The 20,891-nt window shown below is 65.9% G+C and carries 19 protein-coding genes; 8 read left to right on the top strand and 11 right to left on the bottom strand.

Annotated elements, in window-relative coordinates:
* Positions 1-51: 51 nt before the first annotated feature.
* Positions 52-534 (bottom strand): hemerythrin domain-containing protein, encoded by a 483-nt coding sequence (locus U9J33_RS15455; protein WP_185996814.1) that lies wholly within the window; start codon positions 532-534, stop codon positions 52-54.
* 169 nt (positions 535-703) lie between these two features.
* On the opposite strand from U9J33_RS15455, the gene U9J33_RS15450 reads away from it, so the two are divergent.
* On the top strand, positions 704-1,702 hold the full coding sequence (locus tag U9J33_RS15450) for a DNA topoisomerase IB (RefSeq protein ID WP_324696516.1): 999 nt from the start codon (positions 704-706) through the stop codon (positions 1,700-1,702).
* A gap of 48 nt (positions 1,703-1,750) precedes the next feature.
* Here the strand turns inward: U9J33_RS15450 and U9J33_RS15445 are convergent, their stop codons facing one another.
* Positions 1,751-4,300 (bottom strand): HWE histidine kinase domain-containing protein, encoded by a 2,550-nt coding sequence (locus U9J33_RS15445; protein WP_132469299.1) that lies wholly within the window; start codon positions 4,298-4,300, stop codon positions 1,751-1,753.
* 4 nt (positions 4,301-4,304) lie between these two features.
* Positions 4,305-4,469, bottom strand: coding sequence for a hypothetical protein (locus U9J33_RS15440; protein ID WP_156336691.1), 165 nt, complete (start codon positions 4,467-4,469; stop codon positions 4,305-4,307).
* Positions 4,470-4,725: 256 nt separating this feature from the next.
* On the opposite strand from U9J33_RS15440, the gene U9J33_RS15435 reads away from it, so the two are divergent.
* The 3 genes from U9J33_RS15435 (at position 4,726) to U9J33_RS15425 (ending at position 9,698) form a co-directional block, all read left to right on the top strand.
* Positions 4,726-5,454 carry a Crp/Fnr family transcriptional regulator gene (locus U9J33_RS15435; RefSeq protein WP_054439366.1) on the top strand — a complete coding sequence of 243 codons (729 nt, stop codon included), beginning with the start codon at positions 4,726-4,728 and terminating at the stop codon, positions 5,452-5,454.
* Positions 5,455-5,604: 150 nt separating this feature from the next.
* Positions 5,605-8,073 (top strand): PhoX family protein, encoded by a 2,469-nt coding sequence (locus tag U9J33_RS15430; RefSeq protein WP_324696510.1) that lies wholly within the window; start codon positions 5,605-5,607, stop codon positions 8,071-8,073.
* Positions 8,074-8,333: 260 nt separating this feature from the next.
* A complete protein-coding gene (locus U9J33_RS15425) occupies positions 8,334-9,698 on the top strand; it encodes an aromatic ring-hydroxylating dioxygenase subunit alpha (protein WP_324699069.1) in 1,365 nt (454 codons plus the stop codon).
* Positions 9,699-9,738: 40 nt separating this feature from the next.
* Here U9J33_RS15425 and U9J33_RS15420 read toward each other — a convergent pair whose 3' ends face one another.
* Complete coding sequence (locus U9J33_RS15420; protein WP_054439292.1) at positions 9,739-10,200, bottom strand: Lrp/AsnC family transcriptional regulator; 462 nt, start codon at positions 10,198-10,200, stop codon at positions 9,739-9,741.
* Between the two features lie 107 nt (positions 10,201-10,307).
* Between U9J33_RS15420 and phhA the strand changes: the two genes are divergently transcribed.
* From phhA to maiA, 4 genes are all read left to right on the top strand, one after another.
* Positions 10,308-11,165 (top strand): phenylalanine 4-monooxygenase, encoded by an 858-nt coding sequence (gene phhA / locus U9J33_RS15415; RefSeq protein ID WP_324696508.1) that lies wholly within the window; start codon positions 10,308-10,310, stop codon positions 11,163-11,165.
* The gene (gene hppD / locus U9J33_RS15410; protein WP_324696506.1) at positions 11,162-12,301 is read left to right on the top strand and encodes a 4-hydroxyphenylpyruvate dioxygenase; all 1,140 of its coding nucleotides are present in this window, start codon (positions 11,162-11,164) and stop codon (positions 12,299-12,301) included. The genes phhA and hppD overlap by 4 nt, the downstream gene beginning before the upstream one ends.
* 141 nt (positions 12,302-12,442) lie before the next feature.
* Positions 12,443-13,009, top strand: a complete 567-nt coding sequence (locus U9J33_RS15405; protein WP_185996819.1) for a VOC family protein — start codon at positions 12,443-12,445, stop codon at positions 13,007-13,009.
* A gap of 4 nt (positions 13,010-13,013) precedes the next feature.
* Positions 13,014-13,649 (top strand): maleylacetoacetate isomerase, encoded by a 636-nt coding sequence (maiA, locus tag U9J33_RS15400; protein ID WP_054439300.1) that lies wholly within the window; start codon positions 13,014-13,016, stop codon positions 13,647-13,649.
* A gap of 21 nt (positions 13,650-13,670) precedes the next feature.
* On the opposite strand, the gene U9J33_RS15395 is transcribed toward maiA, so the two are convergent.
* The 7 genes from U9J33_RS15395 to U9J33_RS15365 all read right to left on the bottom strand — a co-directional run bounded on the left by U9J33_RS15395 (position 13,671) and on the right by U9J33_RS15365 (position 20,741).
* Positions 13,671-13,871: a hypothetical protein gene (locus tag U9J33_RS15395; protein WP_054439302.1), complete on the bottom strand. Its 201-nt coding sequence runs from the start codon at positions 13,869-13,871 to the stop codon at positions 13,671-13,673.
* Positions 13,872-13,975: 104 nt separating this feature from the next.
* Entirely contained in the window at positions 13,976-14,677 is a 702-nt protein-coding gene (locus U9J33_RS15390; protein ID WP_324696500.1) for an HAD family phosphatase, read from the bottom strand.
* 125 nt (positions 14,678-14,802) lie between these two features.
* Positions 14,803-16,065: an N-succinylarginine dihydrolase gene (locus U9J33_RS15385; RefSeq protein WP_185996822.1), complete on the bottom strand. Its 1,263-nt coding sequence runs from the start codon at positions 16,063-16,065 to the stop codon at positions 14,803-14,805.
* An 8-nt stretch (positions 16,066-16,073) separates the two neighbouring features.
* On the bottom strand, positions 16,074-17,093 hold the full coding sequence (locus U9J33_RS15380; protein WP_054439306.1) for an arginine N-succinyltransferase: 1,020 nt from the start codon (positions 17,091-17,093) through the stop codon (positions 16,074-16,076).
* Positions 17,090-18,298: a hydrolase gene (locus U9J33_RS15375; protein WP_324696497.1), complete on the bottom strand. Its 1,209-nt coding sequence runs from the start codon at positions 18,296-18,298 to the stop codon at positions 17,090-17,092. Before U9J33_RS15375 ends, U9J33_RS15380 begins: the two co-directional genes overlap by 4 nt.
* Positions 18,298-19,713: a succinylglutamate-semialdehyde dehydrogenase gene (gene astD, locus U9J33_RS15370; RefSeq protein WP_324696495.1), complete on the bottom strand. Its 1,416-nt coding sequence runs from the start codon at positions 19,711-19,713 to the stop codon at positions 18,298-18,300. The genes U9J33_RS15375 and astD overlap by 1 nt, the downstream gene beginning before the upstream one ends.
* Positions 19,710-20,741, bottom strand: coding sequence for a 2-oxoadipate dioxygenase/decarboxylase family protein (locus tag U9J33_RS15365; RefSeq protein WP_324696493.1), 1,032 nt, complete (start codon positions 20,739-20,741; stop codon positions 19,710-19,712). The genes astD and U9J33_RS15365 overlap by 4 nt, the downstream gene beginning before the upstream one ends.
* Between the last annotated feature and the right edge of the window lie 150 nt (positions 20,742-20,891).

Below are 20,891 nucleotides of genomic sequence, written 5' to 3'. Positions count from 1 at the left end.
TGACGTTCCCGAAACTGCGGCGGGCCGAGTGGGCCGGCCCGCCGCAGGAATTCACTCCTTGTCGTCGCCGGGCTTCTGTTCGGCCGCGATGGCGAGCTCCTTCGGCTTCCGCTTCTCGAACGTTTGCGCCATCTTCTTCTCCGCTTCGCCGGAAAGGGTCTTGGCCGCCGAAGGGAACATCTCCTCCTCCTCTTCGTCGATATGGTGGAGATAGCGGTGGCGCATGTCCTTGAACTTCATCAGCCAGGCGCCCGAACCCATATCGATGTCGAGCAGCTCGCCGAGATAGTCGTCGATCTCCTTGTGCTCGGATACCGAGTGCCGGGCCTCGTCCCGCAAGTCGGGGCAGGCGAGCATGGTGGCGTAGAGCGCTTCTTCTTCCGCCGCGGCGTGAGCCTGCAGTTCGCGCCGCAGATCCTCGAATAGCTCGCGGCGTTCCGGGCTGTCGCCCTGAGTCTCGCCAAGCTGGGCGAGCATCTTGCGGTGACGGTCGTGATCGGACTTGAGATCCTCGAAGATACGGGCATCGGCCATGGTCATGCTCCTTCCTGTGCGGGGGCCCTCTGCGGGCGGCGCCGGGTATTGCAGGAGCAACGGCCGGTATGCGCGCGGGGTTCCGCCGCGGGACAACTTCGCGCCGTATCGTGCGTTTTGACAGGGCAGGCGCCCGATAACGCGGCGCTCCGACCAAGGGCCCTTTTCGATGGCGCGTCTCACATTTGCCGATGGAACCGAGCCGGGCATCACCCGCAGGCCGATCAGGTCAGGCAAATGGGCCTATCACGATCCCGATGGCGGCCGCATCACCGACCGCGAGGAGATCGACCGGCTGAATCGCATCGCCCTGCCGCCCGCCTATGTCGATTGCTGGTTTTCGCCCGATCCCGCCGCCCACCTGCTGGCGACGGGGTTCGATGCGCGCGGACGCAAGCAATATCGCTATCATCCCGAATACCGCGCGGACCGGGATGCCTCCAAGTTCGACCGCTGCGCCGCTTTCGGACATGCGCTCGCCGGGTTGCGGCAGCGGGTGGCGGCAGACCTCGCGCTCTCCACCTTGTGCCGGGAGCGGGCGGTGGCATCGGTTGTCGCCTTGCTGGACAGTGCGGCCATGCGCGTGGGTAACGAGCGCTATGCTACCCAGAACCGCAGTTTCGGGGCAACCACGCTGCGCGGGCGCCATGCCACGCTCAAGGGGCGCAAGCTACGGCTGCGGTTCCGGGGCAAGCACGGCAAGCTGCGCGAGGTCACCTCCAGCGACCGGGCGCTCGTGTCCTGCGTCAGGAAGATGCAGGACCTGCCGGGACAGCACCTGTTCCAGTATCTCGACGGGGAGGGGTGCTCGGTCCCGGTCGGCTCGCAGGACGTGAACGACTACCTGCACGAGACCATGGGCGAGGACTTTTCGGCCAAGGATTTCCGCACGTTCGCCGCGAGCACTCTGGCTTTCGCGCGGATCTGGCGGGAGCCGGGCGTGACGCTGAAGGCCGTGCTGGAGGACGTGGCCGAGCATCTCGGCAATACGCCCGCGATTGCGCGAAAGTCCTATGTCCACCCGGCGCTGATCGCATTCGTCCGCCATGCGGAGCCGGTGCCGGAGCTTCCGGCCCGGTTGCCGCGCCGCACCCAGTGGCTCGCACGTGAGGAGCGGGGGCTGATCGCTTTCCTGGAAGCGGCTCCTGCCGCGGCGAGTTGGGGCTAATGGCGAGCTGGGGCTAGGGGGCAGGGCGCCGATTCCTGCCCTTCCTTTCTAGCCTCGCCGCAATCGCCCAATAGCCGCCCGCACGTCGCGTTCGCCATAAGGCTTGGTCACGACCGGCACGCGCTTGAAATCTCCGGCCATCAACGCGCGTTCGCCGTAGCCGCTTGCGAAAATGAACGGCACGCCGCGCTCGTGAAGGGCGTGGGCGATCGGCTCGCTGGTATCCTTGCCGAGATTGACGTCGAGCATCGCGAAGGAAACGCCGTTGCCTTCGACAAGGGCCATGGCGTCCTGCACCGAACCGGTGATGCGGCAGTCGCCGAAGCCGAGGTCGCGCAGCACGTCTTCCGCCTCCATCGCGATGATGACGTTATCCTCGACGATCAGGGCGATGCCGTCCTGCAAGGTGCCGGCAAGGTCCGAGGCTTCGGGCACATGCGGCGCGGGTTCGCGCTCGGCCGCACTGGGCGTCTCGAAACTGGCGACGTGATCGGCGGGGAGCAGGAACAGGGCCTTCATCCCCTCCACCGGATAGACCACCGAGGCCGAGCCGCCCAGTTCATGCGGGATGGTCCGTTCGATGATGGTGGAGCCGAAGCCGCGCCGGGTGGGTGTCCTTACTGCGGGGCCACCGGATTCGTGCCAGTCAATCTCCAGTGATCCGTCCTCGCCGCGATTGAGCGAAACGGTGACCGTGCCGCGCGAGTCCGAGAGCGCCCCGTACTTGCACGAGTTGGTCATCAGTTCGTGGAACACCAGCGCCAGTGTCGTGAAGGCGCTGGGCGCGATGAGGGCGTCGGGTCCGTCGATCACGACGCGATCGGCGCCGTCGCTGACATAGGCGGCGGTTTCGGTGCGGATCAGGTCGTAGAGCGACGAGGGTGTCCAGTCCTTCTGCGTCACCTGATCGTGCGCGCGGGCAAGGGCGTGGATGCGGCTGCCGACGATCTCGGCGAAATCGTCGATCGTTCGGGCGCCTTCCTTGCTCTGGGTAACCAGACCCCGGATCAGGTTGAGGATGTTGCGGACGCGGTGGTTGAGTTCCGCGATCAGCATGTCCTGCTGGCGGGTCGCCTGTTCGCGCTCGATATGGGCGGCGTCGGCGAGCCGGAGGACCACTTCGAGCAAGGTGATGCGCAGGGCATCGGCGGCGAGGGTTTCCTCCTCCGTCCAGGGGCGCGATTGCCCGCGCCGTTCTTCCTTCCAGATCTCGAAGCTCTTGCGCGGGGTGAGCCGGGCACCGTTCGGACCGAGTTCGATCGCCTTCTCGGGATTTCCTGCCCAGCTCACTTCGCGAAGCTGCTCGCGGCGGAACAGCACGATATAGTCGCGCGGGGTGCGGCTGACCGGCAGCGCGAGCAGGCCGGCGGCCCTGTCCGTCCATTCACGTGCGGGCTCGAACAGCGAGCCGATCGAATCGGTGGACCACACCGTGCTTGCTCCGGCCGTGTTGAGGAAGCGGGCGAGCAGCGAGAACTGCGCCTCGCTCGGCGTCGTACCATGGCTCATGAAGCGGCCATCCACCCAGCCGATCACCCCGTCGAACGGGATGACGCGGCCGATGGATTCGGAGAAATCCTCGAAGGCTTCGAGCAGCGATCCGCCGGAGGCCACGCGGGCCATCATCTCGTCGTGAAGGCGCATCGAGGCGGAGCGTTGCTCCAGCGCGAAGTCGGTTTCCTTCTGCTCCAGCAGATAGGCGAAGAATTCGCCGAACAGCTCGCTCGCGGTGCGGACCGAATAGGACAGTGTGAGGGGAGAATAGTGATGGCAGGCCATCAGGCCCCAGAGCTTGCCGCGTCGCATGATCGAGACCGACATCGACGCCTTCACGCCCATGTTCCGCAAGTATTCGACATGGATCGGAGAGACCGCCCGCAGGCCCGACATCGACAGGTCCAGCGGATCGCCGTTCGGGTCGGTCGCCGGGTAGATCGGCACGGTGGGGTCGTCCACGTCGCTGATGATGCGCAGCAGGTTGCGGGTGTAGAGCCGGCGTGCCTGGGCGGGAATGTCGGAGGCGGGAAAATGCAGGCCCTTGAAGCTGTCGACCATGCCGTTGAGGCTTTCGGCCACGACTTCGCCGGCCCCGTCGCCCTCGAAGCGGTAGACCATCACGCGGTCGAACCCGGTGAGGCCGCGCAAGTGCCGGGCAGCGCTGGCGCAGAGTTGCTCGATCGAGCTGGACTGGCGCAGGCGGTCGATCATCGGGCGCACGTAGCTCACGAAATCGCGGCGGCGCCCGCCCTCATGCGGTTCGATCTCCAGCACATAGGATCGGCCGGAGGCATGGACCGCCATGTCGAACAGCCGTCCGTCGCCAAGCAGGTCCACTTCGAAGAGGCGCTCTACAGTGGCGGCGCCGCCGAGAACCTGGAGGCGCGTGCGCACGTCGTGCATCGCCTCGGGCGAGAGGAACTGCGTGGCGGGCACGCCCACCATGTCGGCTGGCGCAACGCCGAACAGGGTTTCGCAGTTGAGAGAGACGTGATTGATGATCCAGTCGCTCGAAAACGACAGAAGCCAGCCGAAGCTCTGGATGCGGCCGATGATGTGGATCGGTTCGAGGTCGCAGGTGGAAAGGTTTACCTGATGCATGCCGTCAGCCACGCGCTTCGCTTTCGGAAACAATAACGATATCCGCGCTGAGCGCGAAGGCCTGGGCGAAAGCAGGGGCGAAGGCGTCGAAGCCTGCGAGCTCTGCCGTGGCGGCGCGCAGCGCGGTCGGCAGGTCGGTGTCTTGGAAAGTCAGGTCCTCGGTCCGCATTCTCAAATTCGCCTAACATTAATCGTCGCAAGCGGATGGGTGCGCGACCGTCTTTGCGGAACTGCCCCCGTCCAAGGCAGCAGAACGCTTGCGTTGGAGATATGTTCCTCAGGAACGCTTTAGCGAGCTCTCTGCGCGCCGTCTGTTCACTTCTGTACGGTTGAGGCGGGAACCGCAAGCGACCTGCCGCATTGTGACCCTTACCGCCCGGGTCCCCGCGGCAAAGGCATCACGGCAGATCAGGGAGCCGATGAAGATGGAGTTACAGACGAGCCAGGAGCAAAGCGATCTTCTCGCAGCGCTGAGGCCCGCGGACTTCGCCCTGCTGCAACCACATCTTGCGGAAGTGCGCATGAAATCCGGCGAGGTGATCTACCAGCCGGGCGATGCGGTGGAGTATTGCTATCTTCCGCGCGGCGCCTCGGTCTGCTCGTTCTTCGTGGAGCTCGACAGCGGCATCGCGGTGGAAACGATTCTGGTGGGGCGCGAAGGCGCGCTTGGCGGAGTGGTCAGCCAGGGCAGCCTTCCCGCCTATGCCCGGGCCAACGTGCTTCACGGCGGCCTGTTCTGGCGCATCCCGACGCGGCAGCTTGACGAGGCGAAGCGCCAGTCCCCGGTGATCGGCAATCTTTTCTCGCGTTATGCGGACTGCATGATGGCGCAAGTGTTCCAGTCGATCGCCTGCAATGCCGTCCACACGATCGAACAGCGCGCGGCCAAGTGGCTCGGCGCCGCGGTCGACCGGATCGGCCGCAACGACGTGACGATGACGCAGGAACAGCTTGCCTCCATGATGGGGATCGGTCGCAGCTATGCCAGCCGCGTGCTCCAGCGTTTCAAGCGGGAAGGGCTGGTCCGCACGCGCCGTGGCGGCATAGCCGTGTCCGACCGCGAGAGCCTGCGCAGCAAGGCCTGTTCGTGCAACGATCACGTCGCTGCGCATTTCAATAAAGTGCTCGGCGGAGTCTATCCCTCCGCGGATTGAACCGCAGGTCCGGCCTTCGCGCGGCTATTGGATCCGGTCCGGTCCGGTTGTCGTGAAAGAGACACCGAACTGCCATCGAACTTGCGCTCAATTGCCATGAAGCGCCCCTAGCACCCCCTGTGCGAATGTTACAGGAACAGGGGCAAATCCATGACTGAAGGGCTTCCCGCCAACGGTTACACCGATGGCGATGTCGATACCAATTCCACCACCGAGCGCTCGCTCGAAAGCATGGCGGTAGAGCGCTATTCGCGCCGGCAGGCCCTGTTCCGGGGCGCTGGCGCAACGACCATGGCGTTCATGGGCACGGCCGTGCTCGCCGCCTGCGGCGATGACGACGGCGAAGGCGTGGCCGTTACCGCCGGCGCCAATGTCGCGACCAGCGCCGGACGTGTCGTGACCCTCACCGGCAGCCCGGCGAACGGTTATGCCGGGTTCGACACGGCCTGGGCGCAGACCTCGGGTCCCGATGTCGAACTGACCGGTTCGGGTTCGTCGGTCTCCTTCATCGCACCCGCCGTGAGCGCCGCGACCGATCTGGTCTTCACGTTCTCGGCCAAGGACGTCGTCGGCAAGACCCGCACCGCCACCACGACCATTCGCGTGTCGCCGGCGGTGCTGGGCTTCGCTGCCGTACCTCACAGCCTTGCGGATACCGTGAAGGTGCCGTCAGGCTATTCGGTCACGGTGATGACCCGCCTCGGCGATCCGCTGGCCACCGGCGTCTCCGCCTATGCCAACGACGGCACGGATGACAACTTCGCCCAGCGCATCGGCGACCATGGCGATGCTCTGCACTTCTTCGGGCTTTCGGCGGCCGGCGCACGTGACGAAACCAGCTCGACGCGCGGGCTCATGGTGCAGAACCACGAGAACCTCAACGTCCAGTACCTGCATCCCAACGGCCCCACCAACGTCTCCACCGGCCCCCGCCCTGCAGCGGAAGCGCTCAAGGAGATCGAGGCGCACGGTGTCTCGGTGTCGGAATATATCGATGCCGGCAGCCGCAAGTGGTCCTATGTGCCGACCAGCGCGTTCAATCGCCGCATTACCCCGAACACGCCGATGAGCTTCCACGGCCCCGCCGCCGGCTCGACCCTGCTGGTTACCGCCTATTCTGCCGCCGGCACCGCGGGACGCGGAACGATCAACAACTGCGCCAACGGCATCGCGCCCTGGGGAACCAACCTCACCTGCGAGGAAAACTGGGCAGGCTATTTCCGCCGCGTCAGCACCGACAACGCCGCAAGACCGGTTCGGGAAGTCACAGCGCTGGCCCGCTACGGCGTGACCAGCACAGTGGGCAGCTACGCCTGGTCGACCGTGGCCTCGACCGACACCATCTTCACCAAGTGGAACGCCAGCGCCATCGGCGCTGCCGCTTCGGACGATTTCCGCAACGAGCCCAACCAGTACGGATGGGTCGTCGAAATCGATCCCTACGATCCGACCTCGACGCCGCGCAAACGCACCGCGCTGGGGCGTTTCGGCCATGAAGGCGCTTTCGTGCGTGCCGTCGCCGGGCAAAAGGTCGGCGTCTACATGGGCGACGATTCGCGCCGTGAATACCTCTACAAGTTCGTCTCCACGGCGACTTATGCCGCCGCCGATGCTTCGACGACCAGCCGCCTCGCCATGGGCGACAAGTACCTCGACGCCGGTATCCTCTACGTCGCGAAGTTCGGTGCCGACGGCACGGGCCAGTGGCTGCCGCTGGTGTTCGGTTCGGTTCCCAACCGCCCGGCAAGCGGCTCCACGCCGGAATACGTCTTTGCCGACCAGGCCGACATTCTCGTCAATCCGCGCCTTGCCGCGGACGCCCTGGGCGCAACGCCGATGGACCGGCCGGAATGGACGGCAGGCAACCCGGTGACGGGGGAAATCTATCTCACGCTCACCAACAACAATGCCGCCGGTCGCCCGCTCGCCGGCACCGATCCCGCCAATCCGCGTCATTATGGCGATCCCAACCTTTCGGCCTCGACCAGCTACGGCAATCCGAACGGCCACATCGTCCGCCTGCGCGAAGATGGCGACAATACCGCATCGCTCACCTTCAAGTGGGATATCTACCTGTTCGGCGCCGATGCGACCGATTACGGCAGCGACGCCAACGTCAACGTCTCCGGGCTCACCGTGGACAACGACTTCTCCAGCCCGGACGGCTGCTATTTCTCGCGCAGCACCAATCCGGCGGGCCAGATCAACCCCGTGCTCTGGATCGAGACCGACGACGGCGCGATGACGGACCGCACCAATTGCATGCTGCTCGCCGCGATCCCCGGCCATGTCGGCGATGGCGGGGCGAAGACCATCACGAACAAGGACTCGGCCGGCGCCACGGCAACCCAGGCCACTATCGTTGGCGCGGCAGCGACCGCCGCCAACCTGCGCCGCTTCCTGGTCGGTCCGGTCCAGTGCGAGATCACCGGCATCGACATGACGCCGGATGGGCGCACGCTCTTCGTCGGCATCCAGCATCCCGGCGAGAACGGCACGCCCGCCGCGCCGTCCAGCCACTGGCCCGATAGCCAGGCCGGCTCTCCGGCGGCGACGGTGCGTCCGCGTTCGGCGATCGTGGCGATCACCAAGGACGACGGCGGCGTCATCGCCCTGTGATGACGCGCGGGTGAGTGACGGGCGGGGCGCACATTCACGCCTCGCCATCGCTCTCTGAAAAAGTGGAAGGGGAGGGACGCGCCGCGTTCCCTCCCCTTCTGCGCATCTCCCATGGTTGTATCGCCCGGGCGTTGCGCCTTGGCAGCGCGGCGGCTGGCACTGCCTCGTACGATGGCTTAATGAACACACCTGTTGATAACGGGAGAGGCCACGTGAAAGAGACGGGCAAGTCGCAGTCGGCTACGCTGACCGCCAAGGATATGGATGAGGAACGCCTCGCCACTTACCCCACCGATGCCTTCCTTTCGAAGGAATACCTTGCGGCAGAGAAGAAGCTGCTGTGGCCGAAGATCTGGCAAATGGTCGAGCGGGAGACCGACCTTCCCAATCCGGGAGACTGGATGACCTATAACGTCGCGGACGAATCGGTCATCGTCCTGCGCCGGGAAGACGGCTCGCTGCGGGCCTTCCACAATGTCTGCCCCCACCGCGGCCGCCAGCTCGTCTCCGTTCCCGAAGGTGCTCACGACGTGCGCGGCAGCAATCGCCGCAGCTTCGTTTGCGGTTTCCACGGCTGGACCTTCGATCTCGACGGGAAGAACACCTACATTCTCGACCCGCAGGACTGGCACAACAAGCTCACGCCGGAAATGACCTGCCTGTCGGACGTGCAGGTCGATACCTGGGGCGGCTTCATCTATATCAACATGGACCCGGACTGCGTTCCCCTGAAGGAATGGATGGGCCGCGCGGGCGAGATCCTCGATCACTTCGAACTCGCGAAGATGCGCTACAAGTGGCGCCAGTGGGCCATCTACGATTGCAACTGGAAGACCGCGATCGAGGCGTTCCTGGAACCCTATCACGTTGCCGGAACCCATACCCAGCTTCTGGCCTACGGCAATTACTACGCGCTCTCGAAGCAGTATGGGCTGCACTCGGTGTCCAGCTACGACACGCGCGACAGCAAGTTCGCGATGAGTGAAAGCGCCGGCACCACCCGCGCCGGCAAGGGCGACGATCCGCGCCGCTCGACGTACGAGCTGATCAAGGAAAACTACGAGACGGTGAACTACTCCGCCTCGACGGAAACACTCGTCAACGCGGCCAGCCGCCTGGTCGACGAACTGCCGGAGGGGACCTCGGCGCAGGATGTCATCGCGCACTGGATGGCATCGGCCAAGCGCGACGATGCCGCGCGGGGCGTCGCCTGGCCGGAAGTCCCGGCCGAGATCATGGCCGAGGCCGGGCTCGCCTGGGGCCTGTTCCCCAACCAGAACATCCTGCACGGGGTGACTTTCGCACTCTGCTACCGCGTGCGCCCCTATGGCGACGATCCGAACAAGTGCATCTTCGAAAGCTATGCGCTGGAACGCTTCCCCGAAGGCGAGGTGCCGGAAACGGAGTGGACTTACGCTGACCCAACCGGCGACAACTGGGGTTCGGTGCTGGCTCAGGACTTCTCGAACATGGAGTTCGTGCAGAAGGGCATGAAGTCTTCGGGCTTCCGCGGGCCGCTGCCCAATCCGCATCAGGAGCAGAAGGTCATCAACCTTCACCGCAACCTCGCGAACTTCCTTGAAGGGCGCGGCGCGCCCACCAAGCTGGCCATCGATTACGACTAGGGCCTATATCGCCGGATGGCCCCGTGCCGTCCGGCGGCGCTTATTCGAGAGGAAGGGTGCGGGGCTCCTTGATCGCCTCCAGCACGATGCTCGACTTCACATCGCGCACGCCGGGGATGCGAACCAGCGTCTTCAGGGTGATCTGCGAGAGATGCTCCACGTCCCGGGCGATGATGTGGACCAGATAGTCCATGTCCCCCGTCACGGCGTGGCAGGCGATGACATAGGGATTGTCGCGGATCGCCTGTTCGAAGCGCGTGATGTTCTCGTCGATATGGGCGTTGAGGTTGATGAGCACATAGGCTTCGATCTCGAAGCCCAGCTTGCGCGGGTCGAGCACCGGCGCATAGCCCAGGATCACGCCTTCATCTTCCAGACGCTTGATCCGGCGGCTTACCGGCGTGGCGGAAAGGGCGGTGCGTTCCGCCACTTGCGCCACCGCCATGCGCGCGTCTTCCTGTAGCGATGCGATGATCTTGCGGTCGAAAAGGTCGAGCTGCATGATTCCCCTTCAAAAATCCGGGTTCCTGGTGGATTCCGCTATTATGACATAAGACGGCGCGTGCAAATGCACGAATCTTGCGCGTGGCTTGTGATAATCTCTCCAGAATGAAGAAGCCGTCGACAGAGACATCCACGAGCGGGCTTCGGGGAGAGTACGAAGGCGCCGCCGCCGACTATACCGTCGGCCAGGATTGGCATTCCTACACCCCGGAGATGCACCAACGCTGGCGCCGCCTCCACGCGAGGCAATCGGCGCTGGTGGCGACGCATGCCTGTGCGGCCTTCCGCGAAGGGCTCGCGCGGCTGGACTGTGCGGAGGGTATTCCGCGCTTCGAGGATGCCAATGCGATTCTCGGCCCTGCTACCGGCTGGCAGCTTGTCGGCGTGCCCGGTTTCATTCCCGATGCGGTGTTCTTCGACCATCTCGCCCATCGCCGCTTCCCGGTGACGCGCTGGCTGCGGGAGGAACATGAACTGGACTACCTCGTCGAGCCGGACGTGTTCCATGATTTCTTCGGCCATGTGCCGATGCTGCTGGACCCGACGATCGCCGATTTCCTGGAGCTTTACGGCAAGGCCGGAACGCGGGCGATGGCGATGGACGCGCTCGACATGCTGGCACGGATCTACTGGTACACCATCGAGTTCGGGCTGGTGCGCGAGGATGGCGGGCTGAAGGTCTTCGGCGCCGGGATCATCTCCTCGTCCAGCGAGACGCGCTATTCGATCGAGGATCGCGAGGTCCTGCGCCTGCCGTTCGATGCGGTCCGCGTCATGCGCACGGGCTACATGATCGACTCCTTCCAGAAGACCTATTTCGTCCTCGAAAGCCTGCCGCAGCTGATCGAGGACCTCGTCGGGCTGGACTTCGGCCCGGTCTACGAAACCTGGCGCGCCGCGCCGCCCATTCCCGCCGGAGACCTGCTTTCCGGCGAAACCCCCTTCGGAGAACTGACCCCATGACCGACATCTTCGACAACCCCATCGGCCTCGACGGATTCGAGTTCGTTGAATTCTCCGCACCCGAGAAGGGCGTGCTGGAGCCGGTTTTCGAAGCGATGGGCTTTACCAAGATCGCCCGCCACCGTTCGAAGGACGTTGAGCTTTGGCGTCAGGGCGGGATCAACTTCATCACAAATTACGAGCCGCACAGCCCGGCCTGGTTCTTCAGCCGCGAACACGGTCCCTCCGCCTGCGGCATGGGATTCCGCGTCAGGGACGCCCGCGCTGCCTATGCCGAACTTCTGGCGCGTTCGGCCGAGCCGATCCAGGTCGCGACCGGCCCGATGGAACTGCACCTTCCCGGCATTCGCGGCATCGGCAATTCCATCATCTACCTGATCGACCGTTATGAGCGGATCGATGAAAACGGGGAAAGCGACGGCGCGCTGTCGATCTATGACATCGATTTCGAATATCTGCCGGGGGTGGACCGCCACCCGGTCGGCGCTGGGTTCGACCTGATCGACCACCTCACGCATAACGTCTATGGCGGCCGCATGGCCTATTGGGCGGATTATTACGAGAAGCTCTTCAATTTCCGCGAGATTCGCTACTTCGACATCAAGGGCGAATATACCGGCCTGACCTCCAAGGCGCTCACCGCGCCGGACGGCAAGATCCGCATCCCGCTCAACGAGGAAGCCGAGGGCGGCAAGGGCCAGATCGACGAGTTCCTCCGGGCCTTCAACGGTGAGGGCATCCAGCATATCGCCCTGATCTGCGACGATCTCATCGGCGCATGGGATCGTCTGAAGTCGCTTGGCGTGCCCTTCATGACCGCGCCGCCGGAAACCTATTACGAGATGCTGGCCGAGCGCCTGCCCGGGCACGGCGAGCCGGCCGACGAACTCAAGGCGCGCGGCATCCTGCTGGATGGTACGACCGACGGCGGCCAGCCGCGCCTGCTGCTCCAGATCTTCGCCGAAGCGCGGGTGGGGCCGGTGTTCTTCGAATTCATCCAGCGCAAGGGCGACGACGGCTTCGGCAACGGCAACTTCAAGGCGCTGTTCGAGAGCATGGAGCGCGACCAGATCCGCCGCGGCGTGCTGAAGCCTGCCGAGAGCCCCGCCCGAGAGATGGAAGAACCGGCGGAATAGGCGAGCACTACCGAAAGGGCGGGAGAGAAGAGGAAAACCTCATCCCGCCCATTCCGAGCCCTGGCCCAAGGGCAGGCCTGCCGAAGTGGAAGCTTGTCCAGGCACGACCGGCGCACCACTTCGGATGTACGGAGAGAGAAGATGACTGAACAGAGCCCCCAACCGGCCCCCATTCTCGGCGGAATCCACCATGTCGCCTACCGCTGCCGCGACGCCAAGGAGACCGTGGACTTCTACCGCGATGTGATGGGCATGGATTTCATGCTTGCCATTGCCGAGGACAAGGTGCCCTCCACCGGCGCGCCCGATCCCTACATGCATGTCTTCCTCGACTGCGGCGGCGGCAACGTGCTGGCTTTCTTCGAGCTGCCGAATGCGCCCGAGATGGGCCGGGACGAGGCGACCCCGGCCTGGGTCCAGCATATCGCCTTCAAGGTCGAGAGCGAGGAAGGTCTGCTTGCCGCCAAACAGCGGGCCGAAGCGCGCGGGCTGGAAGTGGTGGGCCCGGTCCACCACGGGGTGTTCAAGTCGATCTATTTCTTCGATCCGAACGGCCACCGCCTCGAACTGGCCTGGCAATTCGGGACCTCCAGCCAGATGGCGAGCCTCAGGGCGGTTGCGGATGACATGCTGGAGGAGTGGTCGCGTACCCGCAAGGCACCGCGCCATGCCGCGTGGCTGCACGAGAAGATCGCGGCGGAGACCTGATCGCGTGCGGCTTCATGGCTACTGGCGCAGCTCCACCAGCTATCGCCTGCGGATTGCGCTGGCCCTCAAGGGGTTGGAATACGAGCAGGTCGAAGTGAACCTGCTTGGCGCGGAGCAGCGCTCCGAGGAATACCGCCGCCTGAATCCCTTCGGCGGTGTTCCGGCGCTGGAGGTCGACGGGCGCATCTACGCGCAGTCGATGGCGATCCTGGAATGGCTCGACGAGCGTTTCCCGGACCGTCCGCTGCTCCCCCGCGATGTCGAGGATCGTTTCGCCGTGCGCGAACTGGCCATGGCGATTGCCACCGAACTTCACGCACCGCTCAACTTGCCGGTGCTGGCTTACCTCAAACATGACCTCGGCCATTCGCAGGACGAGATCGATGTCTGGTATCGGCACTGGATCGCCCGCACTTTCGAGGGCGTGGAGGCGCGGCTGGCGCAGCGCGGGGCGGGGGAGTTCCTGCTCGGCGCGCCCGGCATGTTCGAATGCGTTCTTATGCCGCAGCTCTATAATGCGCGGCGATTTTCCTGCGATCTCGGGGCCTTTCCGCATCTGACGCAGATCGAGGCGGCTTGCCGGGAGCACCCGGCTTTCGCCGCGGCGCATCCCGACGTTCAGGCGGCTCGCCCCTCCTGAGGGCGGGGTTTGCGAAAAGGGTCAGGCCTTCGGCGTGACCCAGACTTCGACCGGGGCCGCGAACTTGCCCGGTGCGGGCTTGCCCACATGGACGCGGTCCGCGGTAACGAGTTCGCCGCTCGCGAGGTTGAAGCTGGCCCAGGGCTTGGGCATGCGGCCGAAGGTCATCTTCTGGATGGGCTGGCCGGTGGTCGAATTCATGATGGTGGCGATGATGCTCATCCGCCCGCCCGTAGCCATGTCGGGCCGGGCGGGTCCAGCGCCGAACCGCAGCTATGCACGGCCCAATTCATCGCCCTGGATTTCGATCCGGGACGGCGGCCGGATCAGCTTTCCGCAGGCGCCAGCAGCAGGTCGCGCAGTGCATGGAGGCTCGGCAGAACCTGCGCGCAGACCAGTGTCTGTTCCTCGGTCGCAGGCAGGAGATCGGGTACCATGACCGTGGCGATCCCTGCCGCCGTGGCCGAGCGAACGCCCGCCGGGCTGTCCTCGATGGCGACGCAGTGCGCCGGATCGACGCCCAGACGGCTGGCGGCCAGGAGATAGGGTTCGGGATGTGGCTTTGCCTGCGCCACGTCGTTGCGGGTGACGACGACATCGAAATAGTGGAGCAGCCCGGCCTTCTCCAGCCGCTGCTGCGCATAAGGCGCCTCGGAAGACGTGGCGATCGCCATCGGCACGCCTGCCTTGGCGAAGTGCGCCAGAATCACGTCCGCGCCGGGACGAAGCGGAATTCCGGCTTCTAGCATGGCTTCGAACACCGCGTCGCTCTCCGCAAAGAACCGGTCGAGCGGAAAGTCAGGCCCCATGAAGTCCGCCACCAGCCGGCGCGATCCATCGCGGTGGATGCCGACCATGGAGGCCTGCAGTTCTTCGGCCAGCGGATAGCCCATCGCCTTGCCGGTCTGCGCGAAAGCCCTGCCATGCGCGGCCTCGGTATCGAGCAGGGTGCCGTCCATGTCGAAGATCGCGGCGCGGATCGGATCGGGAAGAAGGGAAGAGCGAACGGTTTCTGAAATCAGGGCCATGCCTTACAATATGAAGGCTGAGTGCGGCGGAACCATTGCAAAACAGGAATGTGCAGTTGCGAAAAGCGCCGGTTGCGCGCGGCCGGATGCTTCTGGCTGGAAAAGGGGCAGTGACGGGTCAGGTGTCAGAACGCATCCCGGTCCAGTTCCTCAAGCCCCAGTTCCTTGCAGAGTGCGGCGCGGGCGGAAAGGCAATCGGCCCAGAGGGCGGGGTTCGACAGGTCTTCCACGGCGATGTGTTCGGGCCAGAGGCGCGCGACGAGGGCTTCGATGCGGTCGAGCTTTTCAGGCGTCGCCATGAAGCGCGGGTCTACCGCCGCGGGATTGGCGACGACGCGAAGGCGCAGGCAGGCGGGGCCGCCGCCATTGGCCATCGATTCGCGCAAGTCATGGACGAAGAGATGGCGGATCGGCCCGTTGCCGGAGACATGGCCTTCCAGCCAGGCCCACACGGCCGGCGTTTCCCGCGCTTCTCCGGGCAGCACGAGCGCAGCCTCGCCCGAGGGCAGCGTTACCAGCTGGGCATTGAACAGGTAGGAGCGGATCGCATCGGCAAGGCTCACCTCGCTTGCGGGGACCTCGACGATTTCCACTTCCGGCAGCTTCGCGCGCAAGTCGGCGTAAAAGCCCTCGCGGTCGGCGAAGGCCTGTTCGTGCGTGAACAGCACGCGCTCGTTGGCGACCGCGACGACATCGTTGTGGAAGGCGCCGGCGGCGATGGCCTCGGCCGACTGGAGGGCAAGGATCGTGCGCTCCGGGTCCAGGCCGTGGCGGCGGGCAACGGCGGCGCTGGCTTCACGGTGCTGGCGGGCGGGGAACGGGCCGCCCGCCTCGCCGTAGACGAAGACCTCCACGCCCGGCGCATCGTGGCGGGCGCAGAGGCGCATGTGATTGGCGGCGCCTTCATCGCCGAAGGGGGGCGGCACCGGGGCGTGGACGGCGAAATGCGCGTCATTGGCGAAGGCGATTCGGAGCTGCGCCAGCGTCTCCTGCCATTCGTGGCTGCGGTGCGGCATCGTGACGAGGTTCGCCGCAGTGAGATGGCAGCGACCGTCGGCGGTGTCGGGCGCGGGAGAGACAGTGGCGGCATTGGCGGCCCACATCGACGAGGCCGAGAGGGCATTGGCCCGGAGCGTTGCGCTCGCCGTTTCGGGCGTGGTGCCGAGCCGGGCCAGCCAACCTGCATCGGGGCGGCGCTGGGGCAGGAAAAAGCCCTGCGCCAGCCCGCGTTCCAGGTTCGCGCGCATCTTGGCGATGCCCTGCAGGGCTGCGGCGCGCGGGGCTGAGACCTTGCCGAGGTTCCGGGCCGAGGCGAGATTGCCGAGGCTGAGGCCTGCATAGTTGTGGGTCGGGCCGACGATGCCGTCGAAATTGATCTCGGTGAGCATGAAGGGCCTCAGGCGCTGGCGTAAGTGATCGTGTCGCCCGGCGCGACGCCGAGCAGGGCTGCCGCCGCACTGTCCAGCACGACGCCGCCATCCGCCGTGTCGACATGGCCGAGGCAGGCGCGGAACGTGGCGAGATGGCCGGTGGCGACGAGGTGGCTGGCCTCGGTCCCGTCATCCTCCACCAGGGCGGTGATCGGCGCCGTGCGGGCTTCCTGCACGGTGCGGATGTGATCGGTGCGGGCGATCATGGTCGGCCCGCCGTCGAAGATGTCGACGTAATTCTGGAAGGCGAAGCCCTCGTTTTCCAGCATCCGCATCGCCGGACGGCCCGAATAGTGCGGCTGGCCCATGACCTGCCGCGCGGCTTCGGAAAGGAGCGCGGTGTAGATCGGATGCTTGGGCATGAGGTCGGCGATGAACTGGTTGCCGTGCTTGGCGTTGAATTCGTCGGCATCGCGGAAGCTCATGTCGAAGAAGCGCCCGGCGAGCCCGTCCCAGAACGGGGAGTTGCCGGCATCGTCGATGGCGCCGCGCAGTTCGGCCAGCGTGGTGTCGCCGAACCGCGCACGGTGCATCCGGATGAACAGGTAGCGGCTCCGGGCGAGCAGTTTCCCCACGCCCGCCGAACGCTCGGTGGCGTCGAGGTAGAGCCCGCCCACTTCGCTCGCGCCGTCGAGATCGGTGCAGAGGGTCAGCATGTCGGCGCGGAACGTGCGGTCCAGCTCCTTGGAATGCTGGGTGATGCGGCCGATGCGATAGGAATAGAACGGCAGTTCCGTGCCGACTTGCGAGAACGCCTGGCAGGTGCCGCGCACTTTGCCGGATTCGGTGTCCTCGAGAATGAATACGAAGAGATCGTTGGCGATCTCGTCGCTCTCGCGCGCGAAGCTCTTCGCGGTGCGGGTGAGCTTGGCTTCGAGTGTCGGCTTGTCTGGCGGGAGATTGGTGAAGCCGCCCCCGGTGCCCTTGGCCATGCGGTAAAGGGCTTCAAGGTCCTTTTCCTGTGCGGTGCGCAGGAGGAACGTCATGCGGCAAGTACTCCGGTGCGGTCCAGACGGTGCAGGACCAGGGCGGTGAGGCGGGCGCGGGCGTCGAGGGAATCGGCCAGCAGGAATTCGTCGGGCGAATGGATGGCGCCGCCCAGCGCGCCCATGGTGTCGAGCACCGGCACGCCGCAGGCGGCGATATTGTTGCCGTCGCACACGCCGCCAGTGTCCTTCCAGCTCATCGGCTGTCCCAGGTCGGCGGCGGCCTTGCTGACGAGGCCGTAAAGCGCCTCGGTCGCCGTCGAGATCGCCTTGGGCGGGCGCGAGACGTGACCGTGCAGGTGGACATGCACGTCGTGGATGGCGGTCACTTCGGCCACCATGGCATCGATCAGGGCCTGCGCCTCGGCGGCGAGTTCGGGGGTGGCGGGGCGCATGTTGAAGTGCAGGATCGCAAGGTCCGGCACGGTATTGTTAGGGGCGCCGCCTTCGATCCTGGCGGGGTTCACGGAAAGGCCCGGGCGCCGCATCGCGGCAAGGCGTAGGGCGAGGTCGCCGGCCGCGACCACCGCATTGCGCCCGTCCTCGGGATTGCGCCCGGCGTGGGCCGAGCGGCCTTGAACGACGACCGCGTAGTTGCCCGAACCGGGCCGCGCCCGCGCCATCTGCCCGCCGGGCAGCGCGGGTTCATAGGTCAGCGCCGCCAGCTTGTCCTTCGCCAGACCGGCGATCAGGGCAGCGGAGGAGAGCGAACCGGTCTCCTCGTCGCTGTTGACGAGGACGTCGTAGCCCAGCGTCGGCCCGGATCGTTCGTAGGCGGCAAGTCCCGCCAGCATCAGCGCGAGGCCGCCCTTCATGTCGGCGGTGCCAGGGCCGTGAAGCGTGTTGTCGTCCAGCCAGTCGCAAGTCTGGAACGGATGTTCGCGAGGGTAGACGGTGTCCATGTGGCCGGTGAGGATCACGCGCCGTTCGGCCTGCGGGCGCACGGAGACCACCAGATGGCGGCCATGGACGACTTCGCGGAGCCGGCCCTGCGCGTTGACTTTTTCGACCGGGGCGGGATCGACCAGCCGGACATCGCCCGGCAGGATCGCGAAGGCATCGGCAAGGCGCGCGGCCATCGCCGCCAGCCCCTCGACATGGGCGGTGCCGCTGTTGATCGCCGCCCAGTCCAGCGTGTGGGCGAGGATCGGTGCGCGCGCGACCGGGGCGAGCAGTTCCTGTTCGGCTCCGGTCAGGCCCGCCATCAGCGCAGCTTGCCTGTGAGTGCGCCGCTGTTGCCGGCAGCCGTTGCCGCCTCGAAGCTGGCGACCGGATAGGCGCAGTAGTCGGCCGCGTAATAGGCGCTCGGCCGGTGATTGCCGCTGTCGCCCAGACCGCCGAACGGCATCGAGCCCGCAGCGCCCGTGGTGGGGCGGTTGCGGTTGACCACGCCGGCGCGGCTTTCCAGCACGAAGCGGTCCCACAGGGCGTCATCGGCGCTGACAAGCCCGGCGGAGAGGCCGAAGCGGGTCGCGTTGGCGGCGGCCATGGCGGCGTTGAAGTCTGGCGCGCGGGTGATCTGGATCACCGGGGCGAAGATTTCCTCGTCCGGCACCGCGATCCCGGTCACGTCGATCATGCCGGGGGTGACGAAGGCGCCGCTGCGGCCTGCCACGCCGCCGAACGGACGGACGATCCTGGCACCGCGCGCGGCGAGTTCGGCGAACCGGTCGATCGCGGCCTCGGCGGCGGCTTCCGAGATCAGCGGGCCGATCCAGGGTTCGGGCGTATCGTTCCATTCGCCGATCGCGATCCGGTCCGCCAATGCGCCGACGGCATCGATGAGCGCGGCACCGAACGGGCTGTCCGGCACGATGACGCGGCGGGCGCAGGAGCAGCGCTGGCCGGTGGTGATGAAGCTCGACTGGACGATGACCGAGGCGGCTTCATCGACGTCGCCGTCCCAGACCACCAGCGGGTTGTTGCCGCCGAGTTCGAGGGCGAGGATCACGTCGGGCCGATCAGCGAAGACCCGCCGGAAATGCGCACCCGCGCCTGCCGAGCCGGTGAACAGCAGTCCGTCGATATGTCCGGCGACCAGCGCCTCGCCGGTTTCGCGGGCTCCGTGGACGATCTGGAACACGCCTTCGGGCAGCCCCGCTTCGGCCCAGGCATCGGCCATGGCCTGCCCGGTCGCGGGGGTCATTTCCGAGGGCTTGAAGACCACGGTGTTCCCCGCCAGCAGGGCAGGAACGATGTGGCCGTTCGGCAAGTGGCCGGGGAAGTTGAACGGCCCGAGCACCGCCATGACACCGTGCGGGCGGTGGCGCAGAACGGCCTGTCCGAACGGCATGTCGCTGCGCTTCTCGCCGGCACGCTCGGCCTGTGCGGCGATCGAGATGCCGACCTTGCCGATCATCGAGGCCAGTTCGGTGCGGGTTTCCCAGAGCGGCTTGCCGGTCTCGCGCGAGATCGTCTCGGCAATCGCCTCCTTGCGGGCTTCGAGCACGGCCTTGAACCGCTGTGCCGCCTCGACGCGCGCGGCGACGGGAAGCGAGGCCCAGCCGGGGAAGGCCGCGCGGGCGCGGGCGAGCGCGGCCTTCACGGCTTCCGGGGTGGCGATCTCACCCTCCCAGACGAGCGCACCGCTCGCCGGATCGTAGGACCGGAGCTCGCTCATGCGTTCCTCGTGACGGCGAAGATTCCGGTGGCATTGCCGGAATCGAAAGTGAGATCGAGCTTGCCGGTTTCCGGATCGATATCGCGGGTGATGAATTCGTAGAACGACCCCGGCACCGGCAGCGGCACTTCGGCGCCGTCCGCCTCGCGGAAGGGGCGCACCACCTTGTCGGCAAGGATCGCGGTCTGGCGCACGCGGCCGTTCCGGGAAATCTCGACCGAAGGCTTCATCGGATAGCCGTCCTCCCTCAGTTCCTCGGCCAGCGCGATCACGTTCGCAACGCGGGTCGTGGCATGGTTGAAGGCGTTGCCCTCCGTGGCGATCCAGGCCCCTTCCTTGGTGGCGGGGAGCAGCACCTCGTAATCCGCAAGGGCGGGCGGTTCGTGCTGGCGCCCGAAAGCGGCCAGCGCGCCCTTGAGGGCGGTGACGGCCTCGTCGAAGCTGGCTTCGCCATGTTCGGACAGGGCACCGAGCGCCTGCCATTCGGCCGTGCCCAGCGGATCGGCCGACGTGCCGAACACATTGGCGCAGGCGGTCTGTGCGGCTTCGGGCAGTTCCGAAACGTGGAGTTCCGAAACGAAGAACTGGGGGATCGTTTCGGGCAAATCGCGCTGGACATAAGCGCGCCCGGTCATTTTCAGCGCGGGAAGCGGATAGAGGCCGCCCACTTCATAGCCCAGCGGCGCGAGGAAGCGGGCGAACGCTTCATGCCCGCGCGGGAGTTCGCCGGTCTCGCCGTCGATCGTGCGAAGCGCGCCATGGTCGAACACGATGGTTTCGCCCGCGTCGCGGATCGATTGCACGTAGCGGTCCGCGGTTGGCACGCGGTCCAGCAGGTCCACGAACAGCGCCGCGTTGAGCGCCATCGCGACTTGCGCGCGACTGGCGCTCTCTCCGGTGCCGGCAAGCGCGGGATCGATGGCAAGAGTGGTCAGGGCAAGGGTTGCCGGCTGTTCGCCGACGACCGCGGAAAGCAGCCGGTACAGCATCTGGTCCCGGTTCGCGAAAAGGCTGGAGGCAGAGGGCATCGGTTCCCGTCGTTTCTCTGTTGCGCGTTATGGAACGACATAGGAAACGGCCATGGGTAAGTCCATGCCGCCCAGGGGTAAGCGGCGCTTTTTTGTCTATACTTTTAGGCAGCAAGTGCAGCACGATTCCGAGTCGCGACCGTGCAGATG

The sequence above is a fragment of the Novosphingobium sp. RL4 genome, from assembly GCF_035658495.1.
GTDB lineage: Bacteria > Pseudomonadota > Alphaproteobacteria > Sphingomonadales > Sphingomonadaceae > Novosphingobium.
Note: the sequence above shows the minus strand (reverse complement) of the source record. Positions and strands in the feature narration are given on the sequence as shown.